This is a genomic window from Bacillus siamensis (assembly GCF_051628075.1).
In the GTDB taxonomy this organism is placed as follows: domain Bacteria; phylum Bacillota; class Bacilli; order Bacillales; family Bacillaceae; genus Bacillus; species Bacillus siamensis.
Genome location: NZ_CP155579.1, coordinates 19,564 through 41,033, shown reverse-complemented (window position 1 = coordinate 41,033; position 21,470 = coordinate 19,564). Strand labels below are relative to the sequence as shown.

Genomic DNA, 21,470 nt, shown 5'->3' with positions numbered 1-21,470 from the left:
TCAAATCCTTAAAATTGATGAAATTCATCGACCGGAAGGACAAAGACCGTCGCTCCGCCGACTTCCACTTCGACAGGATAAGGAACATAAGAATCCGCATTCCCGCCCATCGGGGATACCGGGGCAATCATCTGATCACGTTTACAGCCATTTTCTTTAATGAGGCTGAGCGCTTTATCGACACGGATATCCTCCACCCCGATCATAAACGTCGTATTGCCTGATTTAAGAAATCCGCCTGTTGTCGCAAGCTTCGTCACCCTGAAGTTGTGGTCGGTTAATACTTTCAAAAGTCTGTTGCTGTCTTGATCCTGCACCACTGCCACTATTAATTTCATTCTATAGGCCCCCTTTAGGTTGGAAAGAACATGGTCGTTACATTCATTATATCAACTTATGAGAAACAGGTCACAACTGAATTTTTTTCAATGTTTCATTTATCACCTGAAGCGCGTCCTGAATGACGAGTTCCTTCTTTTTCGATGCGTCGATTGTATGAAATCTTTCCGGGAAACGCTGCATCACCTTTTGATATCCTTCCCGAACTTTCGTGTGAAAGTGCAGGGCCTCAAGATCAAGACGATTCTTTTCTCTTGAATCATTCGACGTAATTCGTTTCAGCCCTTCTTCCGGATCGATAGAAAAATAGATGGTGACATCAGGCATCGTATCGCCGATTGCAAACTGGTTAATAGAAAGCACTTCATCAATGCCGAGCCCTCTCGCATAGCCTTGATAAGCCAGCGAACTGTCGATAAAACGATCGCACAGCACAATGCGTCCTTTTTCCAATGCAGGCTGCACCTTCTCGGCTAAATGCTGTCTTCTCGCAGCGGCGTAGAGCAGCGCCTCCGTTTTTGCATCCATCAGTGTATTGTTTTTATTTAAGATCACTTCTCTGATCTGTTCCGCAATGTCGATGCCGCCCGGTTCTCTTGTCGCTGTCACCGGAAGCCCCTTTGCCGACAGAATCTCTTTCACTTCCTGAAGCACAGTCGTTTTCCCTGCGCCTTCAGGACCTTCAAATGTAATAAATAAACCGCTCATGATTTCTCCTCTTCTGTATAAACAAGTAGTTGTTCCCCGTTTAACAAGCCTTGAATATGCGCGTCCATGCCGATTAAACGGGAAAGCTTTTGTACGATCTCTTCTGTTATCCGTTCTCCGTCCATGATCAGCGGAATTCCCGGGGGATAAGGAATAATGTTCCCCGCATGCAACCGCCCGGCCGCCTTATTTATATCCGTAAGCTCTTTTGTAAACTTCCGCATCTCATTTTGCGGATATTCAAGTGTCGAAATGGATGGAAAGGTCCAATTCACGGTATCCGGCAATTTATCAGGCGGTGTATTCTCCAGTTTCTGCTGTATGTTTCTTACGGTTTCCTGTTCTATCATCCGCCGGCCGCCTATCGACAGGACGAGCAATACTTGGTACTCATCCGCCAGCTCGGCAACAATGCCTTCGCTCTCCAACATACTTTGTAATGAATAGCCGGAATGTCCGAGCTTTGACCGAAGAATGAATTTTAACGGGTCCGCCCTGAGCCCATATCCGGAAGGTTCGATCATTTCAATAGAAGAAATTGACGCGAACGTTCGTTTGATTTGTTCAATATGCGCCATATGACCGGGGAGTGTCCCTTTTTCAGCGATATCCTGAACATAAGCGCGCGCCGTATCTAAAGAGGCCATTATCGGATATGACGGGCTGCTGCTTTGCAAACTGCTTAAATAATAGGTTAATCGATCTCTGTCAATCCGGGTGCTGTTTAAATGAAAGTAAGATCCCATCGTCATAGCCGGAAGCGTTTTGTGAGCCGATTGAACAACGGCATCCGCTCCCATATCCAATGATGATGGCGGAAACGGTTCACCTAACACAAAGTGAGCGCCATGAGCCTCATCCACTAGTACAGGAACGCCGTATGAATGGGCTTTGTTAACTGCCGCGGTCAAATCGGCAGCATGCCCGTAGTAAGTCGGGTTAGTCAGAACAAGGCCTTTCGCATTCGGATATGACGCTAACGCTTTTTCAATGACCGGAAGGGATACATGGGCCGGCACATGCATGTTTTTATCAATTTCCGGCGCTAAATACACCGGCTTGGCTCCGGCCATTGCCACCGCATGGAAAACAGACTTGTGACAATTACGCTGGATCAGAATCGGTTCGCCCGGTTCACAAACAGCTAAAATCATCGCCAGATTGCCGGCGGTCGTGCCATTGACGAGAAAGAAGCTTTGCTGAGAACCGTAAAGTCTGCTCAGCAAATCCTGTGCTTCCTTGATGACTCCCGTCGGGTGATGTAAGTCATCAAGCCCTGTGATCTCAGTCATATCAATAGATAAAAGAGATTGATATACAGATCTGGCTTCATCAAAAAAGACATCTCCATTGTGATGTCCCGGAACATGAAAAGAATACGTATTTCGGTGCGCATGCTTCAGCAGCGCTGTATATAAAGGTGTGTCCATATTTTAAACAAATCCTTTGCCTGTCTTTCTTATTATATCGTGCCTGCGGGCCAACTTAAAGCTAAGACTTTTGCCATCTAGCCGTTATCCCGGCCGGACTTCATATCAAGCAGTTTCTTTTTCAAATCGCCTTCCATGATCATGAGCTCCTCCTCGGCCCGCCTGCGCTTCATCCTGCCTTCTTCTTGAATAGACATGATTTCTTCCAGTGTGGTGACTAAGCTTTCCTGCACCTTTTTTAGGGTGTCTGCCTCAACAAGCCCGCGCTCATTGGCTTTGGCTGTCTCGACTGTACTTGTTTTCAGAAGCTCAGCATTTTTCAGGAGCAATTGATTCGTCGTATCCGCCGCCTTCTGTTGCGCATCTGCTGCACTCCGCTGCTTCATTAGTGTCAGGGCGATGGCGACTTGATTCTTCCATAAAGGAATAGCCGTAACAATGGAGGACTGAATTTTCTCTGCCAGTGCCTGATTCGTGTTTTGAATCAGACGAATTTGCGGCGCACTCTGAAGCGTAATCTGCCTGCTCAGCAGCAGATCATGCACTCTCTTATCCAGACGGTCGGCAAACTGGCGAAGGTCATTCACTTCCTGAGCGGCCATTTGATTGTGTTCCCCTAATTCAGCTTTTCTTACCGCTTCGGGAATCAGCTTTGTTTTCAGCTCATCTAACTTTAATTCACCCGCCGCTATATACATATTTAAGTCAGAAAAGTATCGTTTATTTTGGGCGTACAGCTGATCTAACCATTTATTATCACTCAACAGCCCATTTTTAGAAAGTTCGAGCCTTCTGCTGATACGGTCAATCTGTACACTGGTCTTTTGATATTTCGAAAGCACTTCCTGTACAGAGCCGGATACCCTTTTGAACAAACGGGCAAAAAATCCTTTGTTCTTCATCTGCAGATCATCAGGATTTACCTGGTCAAGCTTTCTCATCAAATCAGACAGTATCTGTCCCATCTCTCCTGCATCTTTTCTTTGCACATGCTCTATCATCGTATGGGAAAATTCAAGAATATTCGCCTGCGCCTGTGAACCAAACAGAACAATGCTTTGCATGTTTCCAGGGTCCAGTTTTTCAGCGAGCTGAAGTGCCGCTTCTCTTTTTTCTTCTGGCAGGGTATCTGCAAGCTTTAGATTAACCTGATCATTTTGAACGCCCATGATATCATCGGAACGGTCTTCGGCCATTTCCTTCCCCCTTTCTTACTTTCTCAGTGACTGCTTTGCCATATCTAATTCAAAATGCAGATCGTCGATGTCTTCCTTCATCAGTTCATGAAGATCTTCTTCCAGCCGCCTGGCAAGCTCCGCGAGAGTCATCCTTGTCTGACTCAAGGACATTGATAACTCTTTATTTTTTCGCGGCTGTGATGAGAGCAGAGCATACTTTTCGGTCAGCTCCACAACAGAATCAAGCGTTTGATAATAGAAACGCTCCGCCTGATAAAAACGCTTCGGCTCCTGCTTTGTAAGCAGATATATCCGCCGCGTTATCCGCAGTATTTCTGCATTCTGCTTCAGCATTTGTATACTTTTAGAGCGAAAAAGCGCCCTGCGTAATCGAACGATTTTATTTCTTGCTTCCTCAAGATTTTCCTTGATATAAGTATATTCTTTTCTTGTCAGCCGGTGTTTTTTTAAAAAGAGGCGCTTCGCATTCCAAAGTCCGGCTATACTGACGGCAGTTCCGCCTGCTGCTCCGTATAAAAGCGAATACAGAAAAGGCTGATGCCCTATCGTAAAAGCGGCTGTCCCCGCTAATACAAAAACTGCACTGCCGCAAAGCATCCATTTCATATATTGAATAAACGGTTTCATATTTGGATCGACTCCTATTTATTCACTTTTATCAGTATTATCTATTACATTCCATTTCTAAACAAGTTCCTCTTCTTATCGTATCAGTTCTTTTATAAAAAGTGAAAAAACTCCCTTATTTTTAAGCAAAAAAAAGACCCTTTTCAGGGTTAAGAATATAATGTCGGTGTATGAAGACTTTTCAGTTTACGAACGAAAAATTCATAATTCGGATCAGAGGTTGGAGTTGAAACTACTTTCTTCTCACACTCTAAACATATAAATTTCGTATAAATATGAATACCCCTGCTTTTTTTAGTTTCACACACAATACATGTTTCTTCATGGCTGGACGTTTCATTCATTTATGCCCACCTCCGTATGAATAGCCTTCCCTGAAGCCATTGATTGTATACACAATTTGGACCTTTTTGAAGTTTGCAATTAGTATATGGGCAATGGCGTATTTCGGTGTTTGTATTGTTTTGTTCAAAAACAAAAAAAGGCAGCTCATGATGAGCTGCCTTTACCGTATGATTGCTTGGCGGCGTCCTACTCTCACAGGGGGAAACCCCCGACTACCATCGGCGCTGAAGAGCTTAACTTCCGTGTTCGGCATGGGAACGGGTGTGACCTCTTCGCTATCGCCACCAAACCATTGAGAGTGTTCTCTCAAAACTAGATAACAGTAAGCATACATTCAAAAATGGTTAAGTCCTCGATCGATTAGTATCTGTCAGCTCCATGTGTCGCCACACTTCCACCTCAGACCTATCAACCTGATCATCTTTCAGGGATCTTACTTCCTTGCGGAATGGGAAATCTCATCTTGAGGGGGGCTTCATGCTTAGATGCTTTCAGCACTTATCCCGTCCGCACATAGCTACCCAGCGATGCCCTTGGCAGAACAACTGGTACACCAGCGGTGCGTCCATCCCGGTCCTCTCGTACTAAGGACAGCTCCTCTCAAATTTCCTGCGCCCGCGACGGATAGGGACCGAACTGTCTCACGACGTTCTGAACCCAGCTCGCGTACCGCTTTAATGGGCGAACAGCCCAACCCTTGGGACCGACTACAGCCCCAGGATGCGATGAGCCGACATCGAGGTGCCAAACCTCCCCGTCGATGTGGACTCTTGGGGGAGATAAGCCTGTTATCCCCGGGGTAGCTTTTATCCGTTGAGCGATGGCCCTTCCATGCGGAACCACCGGATCACTAAGCCCGACTTTCGTCCCTGCTCGACTTGTAGGTCTCGCAGTCAAGCTCCCTTGTGCCTTTACACTCTGCGAATGATTTCCAACCATTCTGAGGGAACCTTTGGGCGCCTCCGTTACCTTTTAGGAGGCGACCGCCCCAGTCAAACTGCCCACCTGACACTGTCTCCCCGCCCGATAAGGGCGGCGGGTTAGAAGGTCAATACAGCCAGGGTAGTATCCCACCGATGCCTCCACCGAAGCTGGCGCTCCAGTTTCCAAGGCTCCTACCTATCCTGTACAAGCTGTACCAACATTCAATATCAGGCTGCAGTAAAGCTCCACGGGGTCTTTCCGTCCTGTCGCGGGTAACCTGCATCTTCACAGGTACTATAATTTCACCGAGTCTCTCGTTGAGACAGTGCCCAGATCGTTGCGCCTTTCGTGCGGGTCGGAACTTACCCGACAAGGAATTTCGCTACCTTAGGACCGTTATAGTTACGGCCGCCGTTTACTGGGGCTTCAATTCGCACCTTCGCTTACGCTAAGCGCTCCTCTTAACCTTCCAGCACCGGGCAGGCGTCAGCCCCTATACTTCGCCTTACGGCTTCGCAGAGACCTGTGTTTTTGCTAAACAGTCGCCTGGGCCTATTCACTGCGGCTCTCTCGGGCTTGCACCCTAACAGAGCACCCCTTCTCCCGAAGTTACGGGGTCATTTTGCCGAGTTCCTTAACGAGAGTTCTCTCGATCACCTTAGGATTCTCTCCTCGCCTACCTGTGTCGGTTTGCGGTACGGGCACCTCTCACCTCGCTAGAGGCTTTTCTTGGCAGTGTGGAATCAGGAACTTCGCTACTATAATTCGCTCGCCATCACAGCTCAGCCTTCACGGGAAACGGATTTGCCTATTTCCCAGCCTAACTGCTTGGACGCGGATATCCAATACCGCGCTTACCCTATCCTCCTGCGTCCCCCCATTGCTCAAATGGTGAGGAGGTGGTACAGGAATATCAACCTGTTATCCATCGCCTACGCCTTTCGGCCTCGGCTTAGGTCCCGACTAACCCTGAGCGGACGAGCCTTCCTCAGGAAACCTTAGGCATTCGGTGGACGGGATTCTCACCCGTCTTTCGCTACTCATACCGGCATTCTCACTTCTAAGCGCTCCACAAGTCCTTCCGGTCTTGCTTCACAGCCCTTAGAACGCTCTCCTACCACTGTTCGAAGAACAGTCCGCAGCTTCGGTGATACGTTTAGCCCCGGTACATTTTCGGCGCAGAGTCACTCGACCAGTGAGCTATTACGCACTCTTTAAATGGTGGCTGCTTCTAAGCCAACATCCTGGTTGTCTAAGCAACTCCACATCCTTTTCCACTTAACGTATACTTTGGGACCTTAGCTGGCGGTCTGGGCTGTTTCCCTTTCGACTACGGATCTTATCACTCGCAGTCTGACTCCCAAGGATAAGTCATCGGCATTCGGAGTTTGACTGAATTCGGTAACCCGGTAGGGGCCCCTAGTCCAATCAGTGCTCTACCTCCGAGACTCTTACCTTGAGGCTAGCCCTAAAGCTATTTCGGAGAGAACCAGCTATCTCCAGGTTCGATTGGCATTTCACCCCTACCCACACCTCATCCCCGCACTTTTCAACGTGCGTGGGTTCGGGCCTCCATTCAGTGTTACCTGAACTTCACCCTGGACATGGGTAGATCACCTGGTTTCGGGTCTACGACCACGTACTCATGCGCCCTATTCAGACTCGCTTTCGCTGCGGCTCCGCATCTTCTGCTTAACCTTGCACGGGATCGTAACTCGCCGGTTCATTCTACAAAAGGCACGCCATCACCCGTTAACGGGCTCTGACTACTTGTAGGCACACGGTTTCAGGATCTATTTCACTCCCCTTCCGGGGTGCTTTTCACCTTTCCCTCACGGTACTGGTTCACTATCGGTCACTAGGGAGTATTTAGCCTTGGGAGATGGTCCTCCCGGATTCCGACGGAATTTCACGTGTTCCGCCGTACTCAGGATCCACTCTGGAGAGAACGAAGTTTTGACTACAGGGCTGTTACCTCCTATGGCGGGCCTTTCCAGACCTCTTCATCTACCTCGTTCCTTTGTAACTCCGTACAGAGTGTCCTACAACCCCAAGAGGCAAGCCTCTTGGTTTGGGCTGATCCCGTTTCGCTCGCCGCTACTCAGGGAATCGCATTTGCTTTCTCTTCCTCCGGGTACTTAGATGTTTCAGTTCCCCGGGTCTGCCTTCTCATATCCTATGTATTCAGATATGGATACCACTCCATTACGAGTGGTGGGTTTCCCCATTCGGAAATCTCCGGATCAAAGCTTGCTTACAGCTCCCCGAAGCATATCGGTGTTCGTCCCGTCCTTCATCGGCTCCTAGTGCCAAGGCATCCACCGTGCGCCCTTTCTAACTTAACCGTTAAAAAGAATCACTACGTGATATCTTGCATTACAATTGAATGTGAATTACTTCTGTTATCTAGTTTTCAAAGAACACGTTGGTGGAGCCTAGCGGGATCGAACCGCTGACCTCCTGCGTGCAAAGCAGGCGCTCTCCCAGCTGAGCTAAGGCCCCGTGTATTGGGTAAAGATGGTGGGCCTGAGTGGACTCGAACCACCGACCTCACGCTTATCAGGCGTGCGCTCTAACCAGCTGAGCTACAGGCCCATCTACCATATGAAAGAATCAAAGTTCCTTCAAAACTAAACAAGACAGGGAACGTTCTGTTTATAAGACCCAAGGTCTTATATTCCGTTAAAATCCTTAGAAAGGAGGTGATCCAGCCGCACCTTCCGATACGGCTACCTTGTTACGACTTCACCCCAATCATCTGTCCCACCTTCGGCGGCTGGCTCCATAAAGGTTACCTCACCGACTTCGGGTGTTACAAACTCTCGTGGTGTGACGGGCGGTGTGTACAAGGCCCGGGAACGTATTCACCGCGGCATGCTGATCCGCGATTACTAGCGATTCCAGCTTCACGCAGTCGAGTTGCAGACTGCGATCCGAACTGAGAACAGATTTGTGGGATTGGCTTAACCTCGCGGTTTCGCTACCCTTTGTTCTGTCCATTGTAGCACGTGTGTAGCCCAGGTCATAAGGGGCATGATGATTTGACGTCATCCCCACCTTCCTCCGGTTTGTCACCGGCAGTCACCTTAGAGTGCCCAACTGAATGCTGGCAACTAAGATCAAGGGTTGCGCTCGTTGCGGGACTTAACCCAACATCTCACGACACGAGCTGACGACAACCATGCACCACCTGTCACTCTGCCCCCGAAGGGGACGTCCTATCTCTAGGATTGTCAGAGGATGTCAAGACCTGGTAAGGTTCTTCGCGTTGCTTCGAATTAAACCACATGCTCCACCGCTTGTGCGGGCCCCCGTCAATTCCTTTGAGTTTCAGTCTTGCGACCGTACTCCCCAGGCGGAGTGCTTAATGCGTTAGCTGCAGCACTAAGGGGCGGAAACCCCCTAACACTTAGCACTCATCGTTTACGGCGTGGACTACCAGGGTATCTAATCCTGTTCGCTCCCCACGCTTTCGCTCCTCAGCGTCAGTTACAGACCAGAGAGTCGCCTTCGCCACTGGTGTTCCTCCACATCTCTACGCATTTCACCGCTACACGTGGAATTCCACTCTCCTCTTCTGCACTCAAGTTCCCCAGTTTCCAATGACCCTCCCCGGTTGAGCCGGGGGCTTTCACATCAGACTTAAGAAACCGCCTGCGAGCCCTTTACGCCCAATAATTCCGGACAACGCTTGCCACCTACGTATTACCGCGGCTGCTGGCACGTAGTTAGCCGTGGCTTTCTGGTTAGGTACCGTCAAGGTGCCGCCCTATTTGAACGGCACTTGTTCTTCCCTAACAACAGAGCTTTACGATCCGAAAACCTTCATCACTCACGCGGCGTTGCTCCGTCAGACTTTCGTCCATTGCGGAAGATTCCCTACTGCTGCCTCCCGTAGGAGTCTGGGCCGTGTCTCAGTCCCAGTGTGGCCGATCACCCTCTCAGGTCGGCTACGCATCGTCGCCTTGGTGAGCCGTTACCTCACCAACTAGCTAATGCGCCGCGGGTCCATCTGTAAGTGGTAGCCGAAGCCACCTTTTATGTTTGAACCATGCGGTTCAAACAACCATCCGGTATTAGCCCCGGTTTCCCGGAGTTATCCCAGTCTTACAGGCAGGTTACCCACGTGTTACTCACCCGTCCGCCGCTAACATCAGGGAGCAAGCTCCCATCTGTCCGCTCGACTTGCATGTATTAGGCACGCCGCCAGCGTTCGTCCTGAGCCAGGATCAAACTCTCCGATAAATGGATCACAGACTAAGTTCACTGCATCCTGCAGTAACGTCTGTGTGATCTGCATCGTGCAGACCTTAGTTTGACTGACTACGCACATCGCTGTGCGATTTATTTAAAACTTTGAATTAACAGGTACGTTTTGTCTTGTTTAGTTTTCAAAGAACTTTTTTCACTTCTCTCGAAGCGACTTAATTATTATAACACATCATTGTCATTGTCGTCAATAACTTTTTTGAATTTCTTTTTCGAAAATCCGTTTTGTCATCAGCGACGTATATTAGAATACCACCCTTGATTCATCATGTCAACAATAAACGACAAATTAAATGATGAAGCGTTTAATGACGATTAAAGCCGCGATGCCAGGTATTCCTAAAATCCCGCTGATACCGGTTGTGATCAGATTAACAGGTATATGAATGCCGAGACTCCCGCCGAATAAATTCACACCTGCCAGAAGAATCGCTCCGGCAATAAACTTAACGGCAGTCACACCAATCCATCTTAACGGCTTTGAAGATACTCCCCATAATAAAAGCAAAGCAACCAGACCGACAATCAAACCGATAATAAAAAAAGGCTCCATGAATCTTCCCCCTCGCTTGTTTAGTACAAGCTTATGAGAAGACCCCGGAGAATAGACCTCTTACTTCCATCTGCTCATTTTTAAATTCCGCTGCTTTGCTTCTTTCAAATAAAAAAAGTATTTAGATTCAGCGACTTTCAGCTCAAACAGCACCTCAGCTGAGGGCTCAAGACTTTTATCGACCAGACTCTTCTGTCTGTTCCATTCTTCTTTTTGTTTAAAGAGCTGTTCAATCAGTTTGTCGTCAAACTCTTTTCTTAATGTATTTCTGCGAAGAAAACCCATACCTCGCCATTTCCTCCCTTACAATTCACGTCTTCCTTCAAGAGCTTTTGAAAGAGTGACCTCATCAGCATATTCCAAATCACCGCCGACGGGCAGACCGTGGGCAATACGGGAGAGCTTGATGCCTGAGGGCTTTAACAGCCTCGATATATACATCGCTGTTGCTTCCCCTTCAATATTAGGGTTGGTTGCGAGTATAACTTCTGACACTTGATCATCCTGAAGACGCTTCAGCAGTTCCGGAATCTTAATATCCTCCGGGCCGATGCCGTCCATCGGAGAAATTGCGCCGTGAAGAACATGATACTGGCCGTTATATTCCTTCATCTTCTCCATTGCAATAACATCCTTAGGGTCCTGCACCACACAAATGACAGATCTATCTCTTCTTGTATCCTCGCATATATAACAAGGGTCCTGATCTGTAATATGTCCGCAGATCGAGCAATATGTCAGATTCCGCTTCGCATTGACGAGCGCCTTAGCAAAATCCAATACTGTGTCTTCTTTCATACCTAGAACAAAAAAAGCCAGACGAACCGCTGTTTTCGGTCCGATCCCTGGCAATTTCATAAAGCTGTCAATCAGCTTTGATATTGGTTCAGGATACTGCATGTTTATTTATCCCCCTAGAATAAACCCGGTATGTTCATTCCTTTTGTAAATTGTCCCATTGTCTCATTCGTCATGTCATCGACTTTCTTGAGGGCGTCGTTTGTCGCAGCAAGAATCAGGTCCTGAAGCATTTCGATATCTTCCGGATCAACGACTTCTTCTTTAATCGCAACGTCTACAACTTCTTTTTGGCCGTTGACTTTTACAGTCACCATTCCGCCGCCCGCTGTGCCCTCAAGCACTTTTTCAGCAAGCTCCTCCTGAGCCTTTGCCATATCTTTTTGCATTTTTTGCATTTGTTTCATCATTTTTTGCATGTTTCCCATTCCGCCACGCATATTCAATCACTCTCTTTCATCTTATTAGTCTTTTATTTCGATTAAATCCGCTCCGACAAGTTTTTTCGCCTCTGCAATCAGCGGATCTTCTTCAGCCGGTTCGTTTGATCCTTCACTTTCCTGCTGATGATCATTTAAAAATTCTTCTCTTATTTTACCCCATTGTGCTTCCGGAACGCCAATCAAATCCATTCTTTTCCCGAGCATTGATTCGAGAATCTGTTCAAGATTCGTACGGACTCCGTTATTGTCTTCAGCAACCATTTTACAATGGATTTCGTATTTAAATTTAAGCACAAACGCCTTCTGGGCAGCGGCCACCGGTTCACTGTCATTCAAAAGAGCCGCATGAGACACTTTATTCTGCTGTTTCAGATGTGCCAGCAGCTTGCCCCAGCTGCTTTTAAGCTGTTCTAGGTCGGGCCTTGTGGCTTCCTTCAATATTTCATGAATTCTTCCGGCCGGGGCTTTGTAATGGCTTTTTCCGCCTTTTTGAGGACGCGGGGCTTCTTTCGGAGCGCTTTCCGCCTGAACTTTCACCCCGGAAGTCTTCAGCCTTTCTACTTCCTGCTCAAGCTGCTGGATCTTATTCATCAGCATGCCGACCTCTGGGATATCTGCGGCGGCTTGCTGTGCCGTCTGGCATATTTTCACGACAGCCACTTCAAAAAAGATTCTCGGGTGGTTCGTCCACTTCATTTCCTGATGGCTTTTATTCAGGATGTCAATCATCTCATATAAAGCGGGAGCCGGTATTTCACCGCTCAGATTCCGGAACGTTTCATCGACCTTCACCTTCTCCAGGACTCCTTCTAAACCTGGAGCAGCCTGATACAAGAGCATATCTCTGAAATAAAAGATCATATCTTCAATCAGTTTGGCCGCATCTTTCCCCTGCTGGAGCAATTCATTCAGTGTTTCCAACGCCTCGGAAACCTGTTTGCGGTGAAGAGCAGATGCCAGTTTTCCGATATAGTGCTGGGAAACGGCCCCGGTAATAAGCAATGCATCATCCACCGACAGCTCCTCGCCGCTGAATGATACGGCTTGATCGAGCAGGCTCAGCGCGTCCCTCATTCCACCGTCTGCGGCGCTCGCTATGATATCAAGGGCGCCTTCTTCCACCTTCAGCTGCTCTGCATCGACGATTGTCTTCATTCGTCCGACAATTGCTTTGGATGTAATCCGTTTGAAGTCAAAACGCTGACATCTGGAGATAATGGTTAAAGGAATCTTATGAGGCTCAGTCGTAGCTAATATGAAAATGCAATGTGCCGGCGGTTCTTCCAGCGTTTTCAAAAGCGCATTGAATGCGCCGATAGAGAGCATATGCACCTCATCTATAATATATACCTTGTAGGTGACGGCCGACGGGGCAAATTTTACTTTGTCGCGGATGTCGCGGATTTCGTCTACACCGTTATTCGACGCCGCATCTATTTCAATCACATCTGATATAGAGCCGTTTGTGATCCCCTTGCACGCCGCGCATTCATTGCACGGTTCTTCTACAGGGGCATGCTCACAGTTGACTGCTTTCGCAAATATTTTAGCTGCACTGGTTTTCCCCGTTCCCCGTGGTCCAGAAAACAGATAGGCATGAGAAAATTTCTTTTGCAAAAGGGCATTTTGCAGCGTTTTCGTAATGTGTTCCTGTCCGACCACATCTTCAAACTGCTGAGGCCTAAATACTCGATATAAAGCTTGGTAACCCACAGGATGCGCCCTCCTCTGTTATTCATCATGTTTATTATACATGAACGGGCTTTTAACGCCAAAACCCGTTTTTCATACACGAAAAAACTCACCTGTCATAAACAGGTGAGTCTGAAATTTGATGATTGATTTACCGTGCACCTTCTGTCGATTCGCTACCCTAAGCGTTACTTAAGCAGTTAGCTCAGCCCAGGCAACCCTGCGGCACATGAGAGGTTTCACTTAATGCTGCTTCCTTCCGGACCTGACATGGTTCATGAATTCCCATTGCGCAGGACCCAGACGTCAACGCCACTTACTTAAGGCAGGCCTTACAGTAAACGAACCTCGAGAAGGGATTCGGCCCCGCTAGAGCGGATTGCGGGTACAGGGCACCGCTACCTCCCCGCTTAGCACGGCAAAATAAATATCAAATTTTTATATGCGCACCATTTATGATGCACACATAAGTATATCTGCTTCAGGCAGAAAATGCAACCGTACTACTCAGACAACTTTTTCCTCATGTCTTTCTTTTGCCGGCGAAGCTTTCTGAAAAAAGCGCTGAGCATTTCTCCGCACTCTTCTTCAAGCACGCCGCTCACCACTTCCGCTTGGTGGTTGAACCGTTCTTCCTGCAGAAGGTTCATCAGCGTTCCTGTACAGCCTCCCTTGGGGTCAAATGCGCCGAACACGACCTTATCGACTCTGGAAAGCACGACAGCTCCTGCGCACATCGGGCACGGCTCTAAAGTGACATAAAGAACGGCGTCTTCAAGTCTCCATGTTCCCAGCTTGCGGCATGCTTCGTCTATCGCCAGCATTTCCGCGTGGGCCAGCGACCGCTGTTCGGTCTCCCGCAGATTATGCGCCCGTGCCACGATCTCATCATGCAGAACAAGGACGGCTCCGATCGGCACTTCGCCTTTCGCTTCTGCTTTTTCCGCTTCTTTTATGGCTTCTCTCATATAATATTCATCATTCATCGGTTCAAGCTCTCTTCTTAAGTTTTTTCATGTCTCATAAAGGTTAAAATAGGAATACCCCAGCAGAAAGGAGTTGCCGGCATTGTCTGAACCCAACAACACAGCCCTTCTCATTGTCGATATGATTAACAATTTTCAATTTGATATGGGCGAACGTCTTGCTGAAAAAACCAAACAAATCGTCCCCCGTATTTTATCATTAAAGAAGCATGCAAAACAAAACAACTGGCCGATTATTTATATTAATGACCATTACGGGCTTTGGAAGGCGGATATAGATGCCATCAGGGAGGAATGCAGCAATGACAGAAGCGCTTCCATAATAGAAGATATCTCGCCTCACCCGGATGATTATTTTCTCATTAAACCGAAGCATTCCGCTTTTTATGAAACGGCGCTTCATACTCTTCTGACCGAGCTGCAAGTGAACCGATTAATGATTACGGGGATTGCCGGAAATATTTGTGTGCTGTTCACAGCTAACGACGCTTATATGAGAGAATACAGCATTACCATCCCGAAAGACTGCACCGCTTCCAATAGCGACGAAGACAATGATTTCGCCTTGACGATGATGGAGAATGTTCTCTTCGCAGAAATAACCACGGAAAAACAAATTATCAACGAAAAATAAACATGATCGGCCTCCTTTTTTCATACATTTGATAGCGGATATGAAAGGAGGCGTTTTTCATTCAGATCTATGTAGTGAAACGGGGCGACACGCTTTCCGCTATTGCGGCGCGCTACCGGACATCCGCAAATGTCATTGCGGAAGCAAATAAACTGCCTAATCCCAATACACTGGTTGTCGGACAAACTCTTGTCATCCCGATTGAGGGTCAATATTACGAAGTGAAACAAGGCGATACTCTTGCGGCAATCGCCGGCCGTTTTCATATATCGGCCGCGGAGCTTGCGAGGGTGAACGGAATTCAGCTCAGCACTCCATTGCAAAGCGGGACCCGCCTTTACATTCCGCAGCAGACAAATAAGCCCGATATCGAATCAAATGCCTATATAGAACCGCGGGGAACGAGCGTAAGCGCTAATCTGCAGCAGGCGGCAAGGGAGGCCTCACCTTATTTAACATACCTCGGCGCATTCAGTTTTCAAGTGCAGCGGAACGGGACTTTAAAGGAACCGCCTCTCACCAATTTAAGAAGCATCAGTGACAGGCACAACACGGCACTGATGATGATCATCACCAACCTCGAAAATGACGCATTCAGTGATGATCTTGGGCGGCTCATTTTGAATGATAATACCGTGAAAACAAAACTCTTTCAGGAAATCGTCTCCACGGCTAAACAGCACGGCTTTCGCGATATTCATTTTGATTTCGAATATTTACGTCCTCAGGACAGAGAAGCCTACAATCGTTTTTTACGTGAAGCGAGGACGATTTTTCACCGTCAAGGCTGGAAGATTTCAACGGCGCTTGCTCCGAAAACGAGCGCGACCCAGGCCGGCAAATGGTATGAAGCACATGACTATAGGGCACATGGAGAAATCGTCGATTTTGTCGTCATCATGACATATGAGTGGGGGTACAGCGGGGGCCCGGCTCAGGCCGTATCACCAATCGGCCCTGTAAGGAATGTCATTGAGTATGCGCTGACAGAAATGCCTGCTTCAAAAATCGTCATGGGCCAGAATATGTACGGCTATGATTGGACACTGCCTTTCAAACAGGGAACGACAGCGAAAGCGGTCAGTCCTCAGCAGGCAATCGCTCTGGCAGCACGCTATAAAGTTGACATTCAATATGACGAAACCGCCCAGGCTCCATTCTTTCGATACACGGATGAAAATCAAAGACGGCATGAAGTATGGTTTGAAGACGCACGATCCATTCAAGCGAAATTCAATTTAATTAAAGAACTTCATTTAAGAGGAATCAGCTATTGGAAACTCGGCCTCTCCTTCCCGCAAAACTGGCTTTTGCTCGGAGATCAATTTCATATTGTGAAAGAGACGTTTCGTTAATTGGAAGCGTCTTTTTTCATGGGCTTTTCTGAGAGTGTGATACAATATAAAGGCCGGCAGATGACGGATGTTTGCAGAATTAAGGAGGATTTTCAATGAACAGAGCCCCTTTTATCGCGGTAGAAGGTCCTATCGGGGCGGGAAAAACGACACTCGCTTCTATGCTTTCTGAAGAGCTCGGTTTTCCTATGATTAACGAGATTGTGGAAGACAACCCTTATCTTGATAAGTTCTATGATAATATCGAGGAGTGGAGTTTCCAGCTTGAAATGTTTTTTCTCTGTCACAGGTATAAACAGCTTGAAGATACAGATCGTGATTACTTAAAACAAGGACAGCCCGTTTTGTCCGATTATCATATTTATAAAAACGTTATTTTCGCAGAGCGCACATTGCACGGACAAAAGCTTGAGAAATATAAGCAGATTTATCATCTGCTCACTCACGACTTGCCGAAACCGAATGTTATTGTATACATAAAGGCAAGCCTGCCGACATTGCTTCAACGCATCGAAAAACGCGGGCGCCCGTTTGAGAAAAACATCGAGCATCAATATCTGGAACGTCTCATTGCAGATTATGACACAGCCATCAGACAGCTTCAGGAAGAAGATCCGGATATATCTGTACTGACCATTGACGGTGATACCGAAGACTTTGTTTTGAATAAGACAGACTATGAAAGAATTGCCCGTCAGGTAAAGGAGCTTATTAAATGAAAGACATTCATATTCCAAACAACGCCATTATAACAGTAGCGGGAACGGTAGGAGTCGGAAAATCGACTTTAACCAAGGCTTTAGCAAAACGGCTCGGATTTAATACTTCGCTTGAAGAAGTGGATGAAAACCCTTATTTAGAGAAGTTTTATCATGATTTTGAGCGCTGGAGCTTTCACTTGCAAATTTATTTTCTGGCTGAGCGGTTCAAGGAGCAGAAAAACATCTTTGAATCAGGCGGCGGATTCGTGCAGGACCGTTCGATTTATGAAGATACAGGCATATTCGCAAAAATGCATGCCGATAAAGGAACCATGTCGCTGACAGATTACAAAACATACACAAGCCTTTTTGAAGCGATGGTCATGACGCCATACTTCCCGCACCCCGATGTTTTGATCTATTTAGAAGGTGATCTTGAAAACATTATAGAACGGATTGAAAAGCGCGGCCGCGATATGGAGCTGCAGACAAACCGCTCCTATTGGGAAGAGATGTATAAACGGTACGAAGACTGGATCAGCGGTTTTAACGCCTGCCCTGTGCTGAAAGTGCGCATTGAAGATTATGACCTTGAAGCTGATGAACAGTCACTGGAACCTTTGATCGAAAAAATCAGCCGCGTGATCAACGAAAACAGAAATAAGTAAAAATAAGAAAGCGATTTTCCCGAACAGAGAAAATCGCTTTTTTTGCATATAAAAAATCCGCTGCATCAGATGCAGCGGACAAAACAATCTCCAATATATGCTCGAGTTTCATTAGGTTTAAAATCAATATGGCGGAGGAAGAGGGATTCGAACCCCCGCGGGCTTTGACACCCCTGTCGGTTTTCAAGACCGATCCCTTCAGCCAGACTTGGGTATTCCTCCGTATCGACATTTAATAATATACCACATGACTTATTTTTCAGTCAAGCGCTTTTTTCATATTTTTTATTTCTTTTCTTAAACAGCTTGTCCGTCAGCTTTACTATCATACAAAAGACTCGTATCCAAAATCAACCACTTTCTGTTATACGGGCAGGAAAACACAGTGAAAACCAAGAATACATTCAAATAGATAACCTGTTCACAAAGGTGGGGAGCGCAATGAAAGTTATCATCGCACCGGATTCTTTTAAAGAGAGCATGACAGCAAAAGAAGCTGCCGACAGCATCGAAAAAGGATTCAAATCAGTCTTTCCTGACGCGGAATATATCAAGATACCCGCGGCGGACGGCGGAGAAGGAACTGTTCAAGCTTTAACGGATGCCACCGGCGGGAGAATTATTAATAAAACAGTGACCGGTCCGCTGGGAACCCCGGTAAACGCCGCATACGGACTTCTGGGAAACGGACGCACGGCAGTCATTGAAATGGCAGAAGCATCGGGGCTTCATCTCATTCCCCGTCATCTCAGGGATCCGTTGAACACTACAACAAGAGGAACAGGTGAACTGATAGCAGATGCAGTTTCCCGCGGGGTGAGTGAAATCATCATCGGTCTTGGCGGGAGCGCAACCAATGACGGCGGGACCGGGATGGCGAGCGCGCTCGGTGTGCGTTTCTTAAATGAGGAAGGTCAGGAGATACCTGACGGCGGAGGCTCACTGCACACCCTGGCCTCTATCGATGTAAGCGGCCTCTCTCCTGATCTGAAACCTATCCGTATCCGTGCCGCATGCGATGTCGAAAACCCTCTGACCGGGGAAAACGGCGCCTCATATGTCTTCGGCCCGCAAAAAGGGGCATCAGAGAAGACAAAAGTTATATTGGATCGCAATTTGCGCCATTTCGCTGATGTATTGAGACGGCAGCACGATATTGAAGCAGATACCGTAAAAGGCGCGGGTGCCGCAGGAGGTTTAGGCGCAGGGCTGATCGCCTTCTTACAAGCCGACCTTCAACGCGGGATTGACGTTGTATTAGATACACTGTCCTTTTCAGATCAGATAAAAGGCGCTGACCTTATCATCACCGGAGAGGGGCAGATTGACGGACAAACAATATTCGGCAAAACCCCCGCAGGAATTGCAGCACGTGCAGCCGCTCAAAAAATTCCCGTTATCGCATTAGCGGGTTCCTTGGGAAAAGACTTTGAACATGTATATAACGGAGGAATAACAGCTGTATTTTCTATCGTGCCGGGCGCTGTAAGTCTTGAAGACGCCTTAGCATCAGGACGTTTTAACCTTGAAAGCACAGCCCGGAATGTCGCCGCTTTATACCAAACAGCAAAAAAGGCGCGCCTCTAGGGCGCACCTTTTTATGGTTTGATGACTTCTTTATTTCCCATATAAGGACGAAGCACTTTCGGAATGACGACACTTCCGTCTTCTTGCTGGTAGTTTTCCAAGATGGCAGCTACTGTTCTGCCGACTGCCAGACCGGAACCGTTTAATGTATGCACATGCTCCGGCTTGCCTTTCGCTTCGCGTCTGAATCGAATGTTTGCGCGTCTCGCCTGGAAGGCCTCAAAGTTGCTGCAAGAAGAAATTTCACGATATGTGTCTTGGCTTGGAATCCATACTTCAATATCGTACTTTTTCGCAGCTGTAAAGCCGAGATCTCCGGTACACATGCTCATGACACGATACGGCAGTTCGAGCAGCTGAAGCACCCGTTCAGCTTGATTTGTCAATTTTTCAAGCTCCTCATAAGAATCTTCCGGCTTCACGAATTTCACAAGCTCAACCTTGTTGAATTGATGCTGGCGGATCAAACCGCGTGTATCACGGCCGGCAGATCCCGCTTCTGAACGGAAGCAGGCGCTGAATGCGGCATAATTAATCGGGAGGTCCTCGCCGGATAAGATTTCATCGCGGTGCATATTTGTGATCGGCACTTCCGCTGTCGGAATTAAGAAATAATCCTCTTCCCTGATTTTAAAAGCATCCTCTTCAAATTTAGGAAGCTGTCCCGTCCCTGTCATGCTCGTACGGTTTACCATATAAGGAGGAATGACTTCAGTGTAATCATACTCATCAACGTGAAGATCCAGCATAAAGTTGTAGAGCGCGCGTTCGAGACGGGCCCCTAGTCCTTTATAAAACACAAACCGGCTTCCCGTTACTTTTGAAGCGCGTTCGAAATCAAGGATGTTCAAGCGGTCAGCGATATCCCAATGCGGTTTCGGCTCATATGCAAATGCCGGCGCCTCTCCCCACTTGCGGATTTCAATGTTATCATCTTCCGTTTCCCCTACAGGCACTGAATCGTGCGGGATGTTCGGAATAGACAGAAGGATGGTTTCGAGCGTGGTTTCCACCGTGCGAAGCTCTTCATCAAGCTTCTTAATTTCTTCGCCTGCTTCACGCATCTCTTTAATAATATGATCAGCGTCTTTTTTCTCCCGTTTCAAAACGGCGACCTGCTGAGATACTTCGTTGCGTTTCCCCTTCAGTTCTTCTACTTTGCCGATAAGTTCTCTTCTTTTTTCATCAAGCTCTTCAAACTTGTCAAAGTCAGATAAGTCTTCGCCTTTAGGAATGAGCTTCGCTTTTACTTCTTGAAAATTGGCTCTCAGGACCTTCGTATCAATCATACTTAACAACTCCTATCTATTTTATCGAAAATAAAAAAGAGCCCTCATCCCCTAAAAGGGACGAGAGCTCTCGCGTTGCCACCCTGATTGAAAACAAGCTTACACTTGCTTCCCGCTTTAACACATAACGGTTTTCCCGTAAATGCCTACTTGTTTTCAGCATTTCGCTCAAGGACGGATTCGGACAGCATCTTCCACCGATTCGCACCACCCATCGGCTCTCTTTGAAAGAGGGGCTTCCTACTGCTTCCTGTCAACGCTTTTCGATCTTTATTTGTGTTTATAATGTACTATAAGTATCAGCGGTTTTCAACTGTTTTATACAGCTGTTTCCCGCTTATACTTTTCCGCCATCTTCACAAACAGCTCTGTCACCCGGTGGTCATCCGTCAGTTCAGGATGGAACGAGCAGCCGAGCAAATGCCCCTGCTTTGCAGCCACGATGCGTCCGTTATGCTCACAAAGCACTTCAACATCTTCTCCGGCTTCTAAAATGTGCGGCGCACGAATAAATACACCCCTAAACGGCTCATCAAGGCCTTTAATCGTCAGGTCAGCTTCAAAGCTGTCGACCTGACGGCCAAAGGAATTACGCTCAACAACCACGTCTAACAGCCCTAAATGAGCATGATCGGTTCCCGCAATCTCTTTGGCTAAAATAATCAGACCGGCGCATGTGCCGAACATCGGCTTGCCTTGAGCGGCAAACTCGCGAAGCGGCTCCATAAAATGATACGTATCCATTAAACGCCGCATCGTCGTGCTTTCTCCGCCCGGCAGGATTAAGCCGTCGATGTCATTCAGCTGTTCAGGACGCTTAATGACAACACCTTTTGAACCACATGCTTCAATTGAACGAATATGTTCTCTTACTGCTCCTTGAAGTCCAAGTACACCAATTGTTAACATGCTTCCAGCTCTCC

The 21,470-nt window shown here is 47.4% G+C and carries 19 protein-coding genes, 3 tRNA genes, 3 rRNA genes, 1 other RNA gene and 1 other annotated feature; of the genes, 5 read left to right on the top strand and 21 right to left on the bottom strand.

What is annotated here, in order from left to right:
- Positions 1–8 precede the first annotated feature (8 nt).
- From darA to tadA, 18 genes are all read right to left on the bottom strand, one after another.
- Entirely contained in the window at positions 9–338 is a 330-nt protein-coding gene (darA, locus tag ABDB98_RS00210) for a cyclic di-AMP receptor DarA (RefSeq protein WP_004264734.1), read from the bottom strand.
- A 70-nt stretch (positions 339–408) separates the two neighbouring features.
- Positions 409–1,047 carry a dTMP kinase gene (gene tmk / locus ABDB98_RS00205; protein WP_438421052.1) on the bottom strand — a complete coding sequence of 213 codons (639 nt, stop codon included), beginning with the start codon at positions 1,045–1,047 and terminating at the stop codon, positions 409–411.
- Complete coding sequence (locus tag ABDB98_RS00200) at positions 1,044–2,477, bottom strand: aminotransferase class I/II-fold pyridoxal phosphate-dependent enzyme (RefSeq protein WP_438421051.1); 1,434 nt, start codon at positions 2,475–2,477, stop codon at positions 1,044–1,046. Before ABDB98_RS00200 ends, tmk begins: the two co-directional genes overlap by 4 nt.
- A 77-nt stretch (positions 2,478–2,554) precedes the next feature.
- Complete coding sequence (locus ABDB98_RS00195) at positions 2,555–3,673, bottom strand: toxic anion resistance protein (protein ID WP_438421050.1); 1,119 nt, start codon at positions 3,671–3,673, stop codon at positions 2,555–2,557.
- A 15-nt stretch (positions 3,674–3,688) separates the two neighbouring features.
- The gene (locus tag ABDB98_RS00190) at positions 3,689–4,303 is read right to left on the bottom strand and encodes a 5-bromo-4-chloroindolyl phosphate hydrolysis family protein (RefSeq protein WP_438421049.1); all 615 of its coding nucleotides are present in this window, start codon (positions 4,301–4,303) and stop codon (positions 3,689–3,691) included.
- 149 nt (positions 4,304–4,452) lie between these two features.
- Entirely contained in the window at positions 4,453–4,647 is a 195-nt protein-coding gene (locus ABDB98_RS00185) for a sigma factor G inhibitor Gin (protein ID WP_007409914.1), read from the bottom strand.
- A gap of 174 nt (positions 4,648–4,821) precedes the next feature.
- Positions 4,822–4,937: ribosomal RNA gene (rrf, locus tag ABDB98_RS00180) — 5S ribosomal RNA — on the bottom strand.
- 51 nt (positions 4,938–4,988) lie between these two features.
- Positions 4,989–7,917 (bottom strand): 23S ribosomal RNA (locus tag ABDB98_RS00175).
- Between the two features lie 81 nt (positions 7,918–7,998).
- Positions 7,999–8,074, bottom strand: a tRNA-Ala gene (locus tag ABDB98_RS00170).
- Positions 8,075–8,090: 16 nt separating this feature from the next.
- Positions 8,091–8,167 (bottom strand) — tRNA-Ile (locus ABDB98_RS00165).
- Positions 8,168–8,267: 100 nt separating this feature from the next.
- Positions 8,268–9,817, bottom strand: a 16S ribosomal RNA gene (locus tag ABDB98_RS00160).
- The 16S, 23S and 5S rRNA genes sit together here with 2 tRNA genes alongside, the layout of an rRNA operon.
- Before the next feature lie 313 nt (positions 9,818–10,130).
- Entirely contained in the window at positions 10,131–10,394 is a 264-nt protein-coding gene (locus tag ABDB98_RS00155; protein WP_016937294.1) for a pro-sigmaK processing inhibitor BofA family protein, read from the bottom strand.
- A 60-nt stretch (positions 10,395–10,454) separates the two neighbouring features.
- Complete coding sequence (locus ABDB98_RS00150; RefSeq protein ID WP_016937295.1) at positions 10,455–10,679, bottom strand: YaaL family protein; 225 nt, start codon at positions 10,677–10,679, stop codon at positions 10,455–10,457.
- An 18-nt stretch (positions 10,680–10,697) separates the two neighbouring features.
- Entirely contained in the window at positions 10,698–11,294 is a 597-nt protein-coding gene (gene recR / locus ABDB98_RS00145; protein ID WP_438421048.1) for a recombination protein RecR, read from the bottom strand.
- 14 nt (positions 11,295–11,308) lie between these two features.
- Positions 11,309–11,632, bottom strand: a complete 324-nt coding sequence (locus tag ABDB98_RS00140) for a YbaB/EbfC family nucleoid-associated protein (protein WP_029326155.1) — start codon at positions 11,630–11,632, stop codon at positions 11,309–11,311.
- Between the two features lie 24 nt (positions 11,633–11,656).
- The gene (gene dnaX, locus ABDB98_RS00135) at positions 11,657–13,348 is read right to left on the bottom strand and encodes a DNA polymerase III subunit gamma/tau (protein ID WP_016937297.1); all 1,692 of its coding nucleotides are present in this window, start codon (positions 13,346–13,348) and stop codon (positions 11,657–11,659) included.
- 133 nt (positions 13,349–13,481) lie between these two features.
- Positions 13,482–13,746, bottom strand: an RNA gene (ffs, locus tag ABDB98_RS00130) — signal recognition particle sRNA large type.
- A gap of 84 nt (positions 13,747–13,830) precedes the next feature.
- On the bottom strand, positions 13,831–14,313 hold the full coding sequence (tadA, locus tag ABDB98_RS00125) for a tRNA adenosine(34) deaminase TadA (protein WP_045926873.1): 483 nt from the start codon (positions 14,311–14,313) through the stop codon (positions 13,831–13,833).
- An 82-nt stretch (positions 14,314–14,395) separates the two neighbouring features.
- On the opposite strand from tadA, the gene ABDB98_RS00120 reads away from it, so the two are divergent.
- The 4 genes from ABDB98_RS00120 to dck all read left to right on the top strand — a co-directional run bounded on the left by ABDB98_RS00120 (position 14,396) and on the right by dck (position 17,671).
- Positions 14,396–14,947 carry an isochorismatase family cysteine hydrolase gene (locus ABDB98_RS00120; RefSeq protein WP_326352301.1) on the top strand — a complete coding sequence of 184 codons (552 nt, stop codon included), beginning with the start codon at positions 14,396–14,398 and terminating at the stop codon, positions 14,945–14,947.
- A 65-nt stretch (positions 14,948–15,012) separates the two neighbouring features.
- Positions 15,013–16,302: a glycoside hydrolase family 18 protein gene (locus tag ABDB98_RS00115; RefSeq protein WP_173363132.1), complete on the top strand. Its 1,290-nt coding sequence runs from the start codon at positions 15,013–15,015 to the stop codon at positions 16,300–16,302.
- Positions 16,303–16,397: 95 nt separating this feature from the next.
- On the top strand, positions 16,398–17,021 hold the full coding sequence (locus tag ABDB98_RS00110) for a deoxynucleoside kinase (RefSeq protein ID WP_013350734.1): 624 nt from the start codon (positions 16,398–16,400) through the stop codon (positions 17,019–17,021).
- Positions 17,018–17,671: a deoxyadenosine/deoxycytidine kinase gene (gene dck / locus ABDB98_RS00105; RefSeq protein WP_016937302.1), complete on the top strand. Its 654-nt coding sequence runs from the start codon at positions 17,018–17,020 to the stop codon at positions 17,669–17,671. The genes ABDB98_RS00110 and dck overlap by 4 nt, the downstream gene beginning before the upstream one ends.
- Before the next feature lie 129 nt (positions 17,672–17,800).
- On the opposite strand, the gene ABDB98_RS00100 is transcribed toward dck, so the two are convergent.
- Positions 17,801–17,893 (bottom strand) — tRNA-Ser (locus tag ABDB98_RS00100).
- Between the two features lie 219 nt (positions 17,894–18,112).
- On the opposite strand from ABDB98_RS00100, the gene ABDB98_RS00095 reads away from it, so the two are divergent.
- The gene (locus tag ABDB98_RS00095; protein WP_438421045.1) at positions 18,113–19,258 is read left to right on the top strand and encodes a glycerate kinase family protein; all 1,146 of its coding nucleotides are present in this window, start codon (positions 18,113–18,115) and stop codon (positions 19,256–19,258) included.
- A gap of 11 nt (positions 19,259–19,269) precedes the next feature.
- Here the strand turns inward: ABDB98_RS00095 and serS are convergent, their stop codons facing one another.
- Both serS and pdxT read right to left on the bottom strand, forming a co-directional pair.
- Positions 19,270–20,547 (bottom strand): serine--tRNA ligase, encoded by a 1,278-nt coding sequence (serS, locus tag ABDB98_RS00090; protein WP_438421044.1) that lies wholly within the window; start codon positions 20,545–20,547, stop codon positions 19,270–19,272.
- 53 nt (positions 20,548–20,600) lie between these two features.
- Positions 20,601–20,813 (bottom strand) — a binding site (T-box leader).
- Positions 20,814–20,865: 52 nt separating this feature from the next.
- Positions 20,866–21,456, bottom strand: coding sequence for a pyridoxal 5'-phosphate synthase glutaminase subunit PdxT (pdxT, locus tag ABDB98_RS00085; RefSeq protein WP_438421043.1), 591 nt, complete (start codon positions 21,454–21,456; stop codon positions 20,866–20,868).
- Between the last annotated feature and the right edge of the window lie 14 nt (positions 21,457–21,470).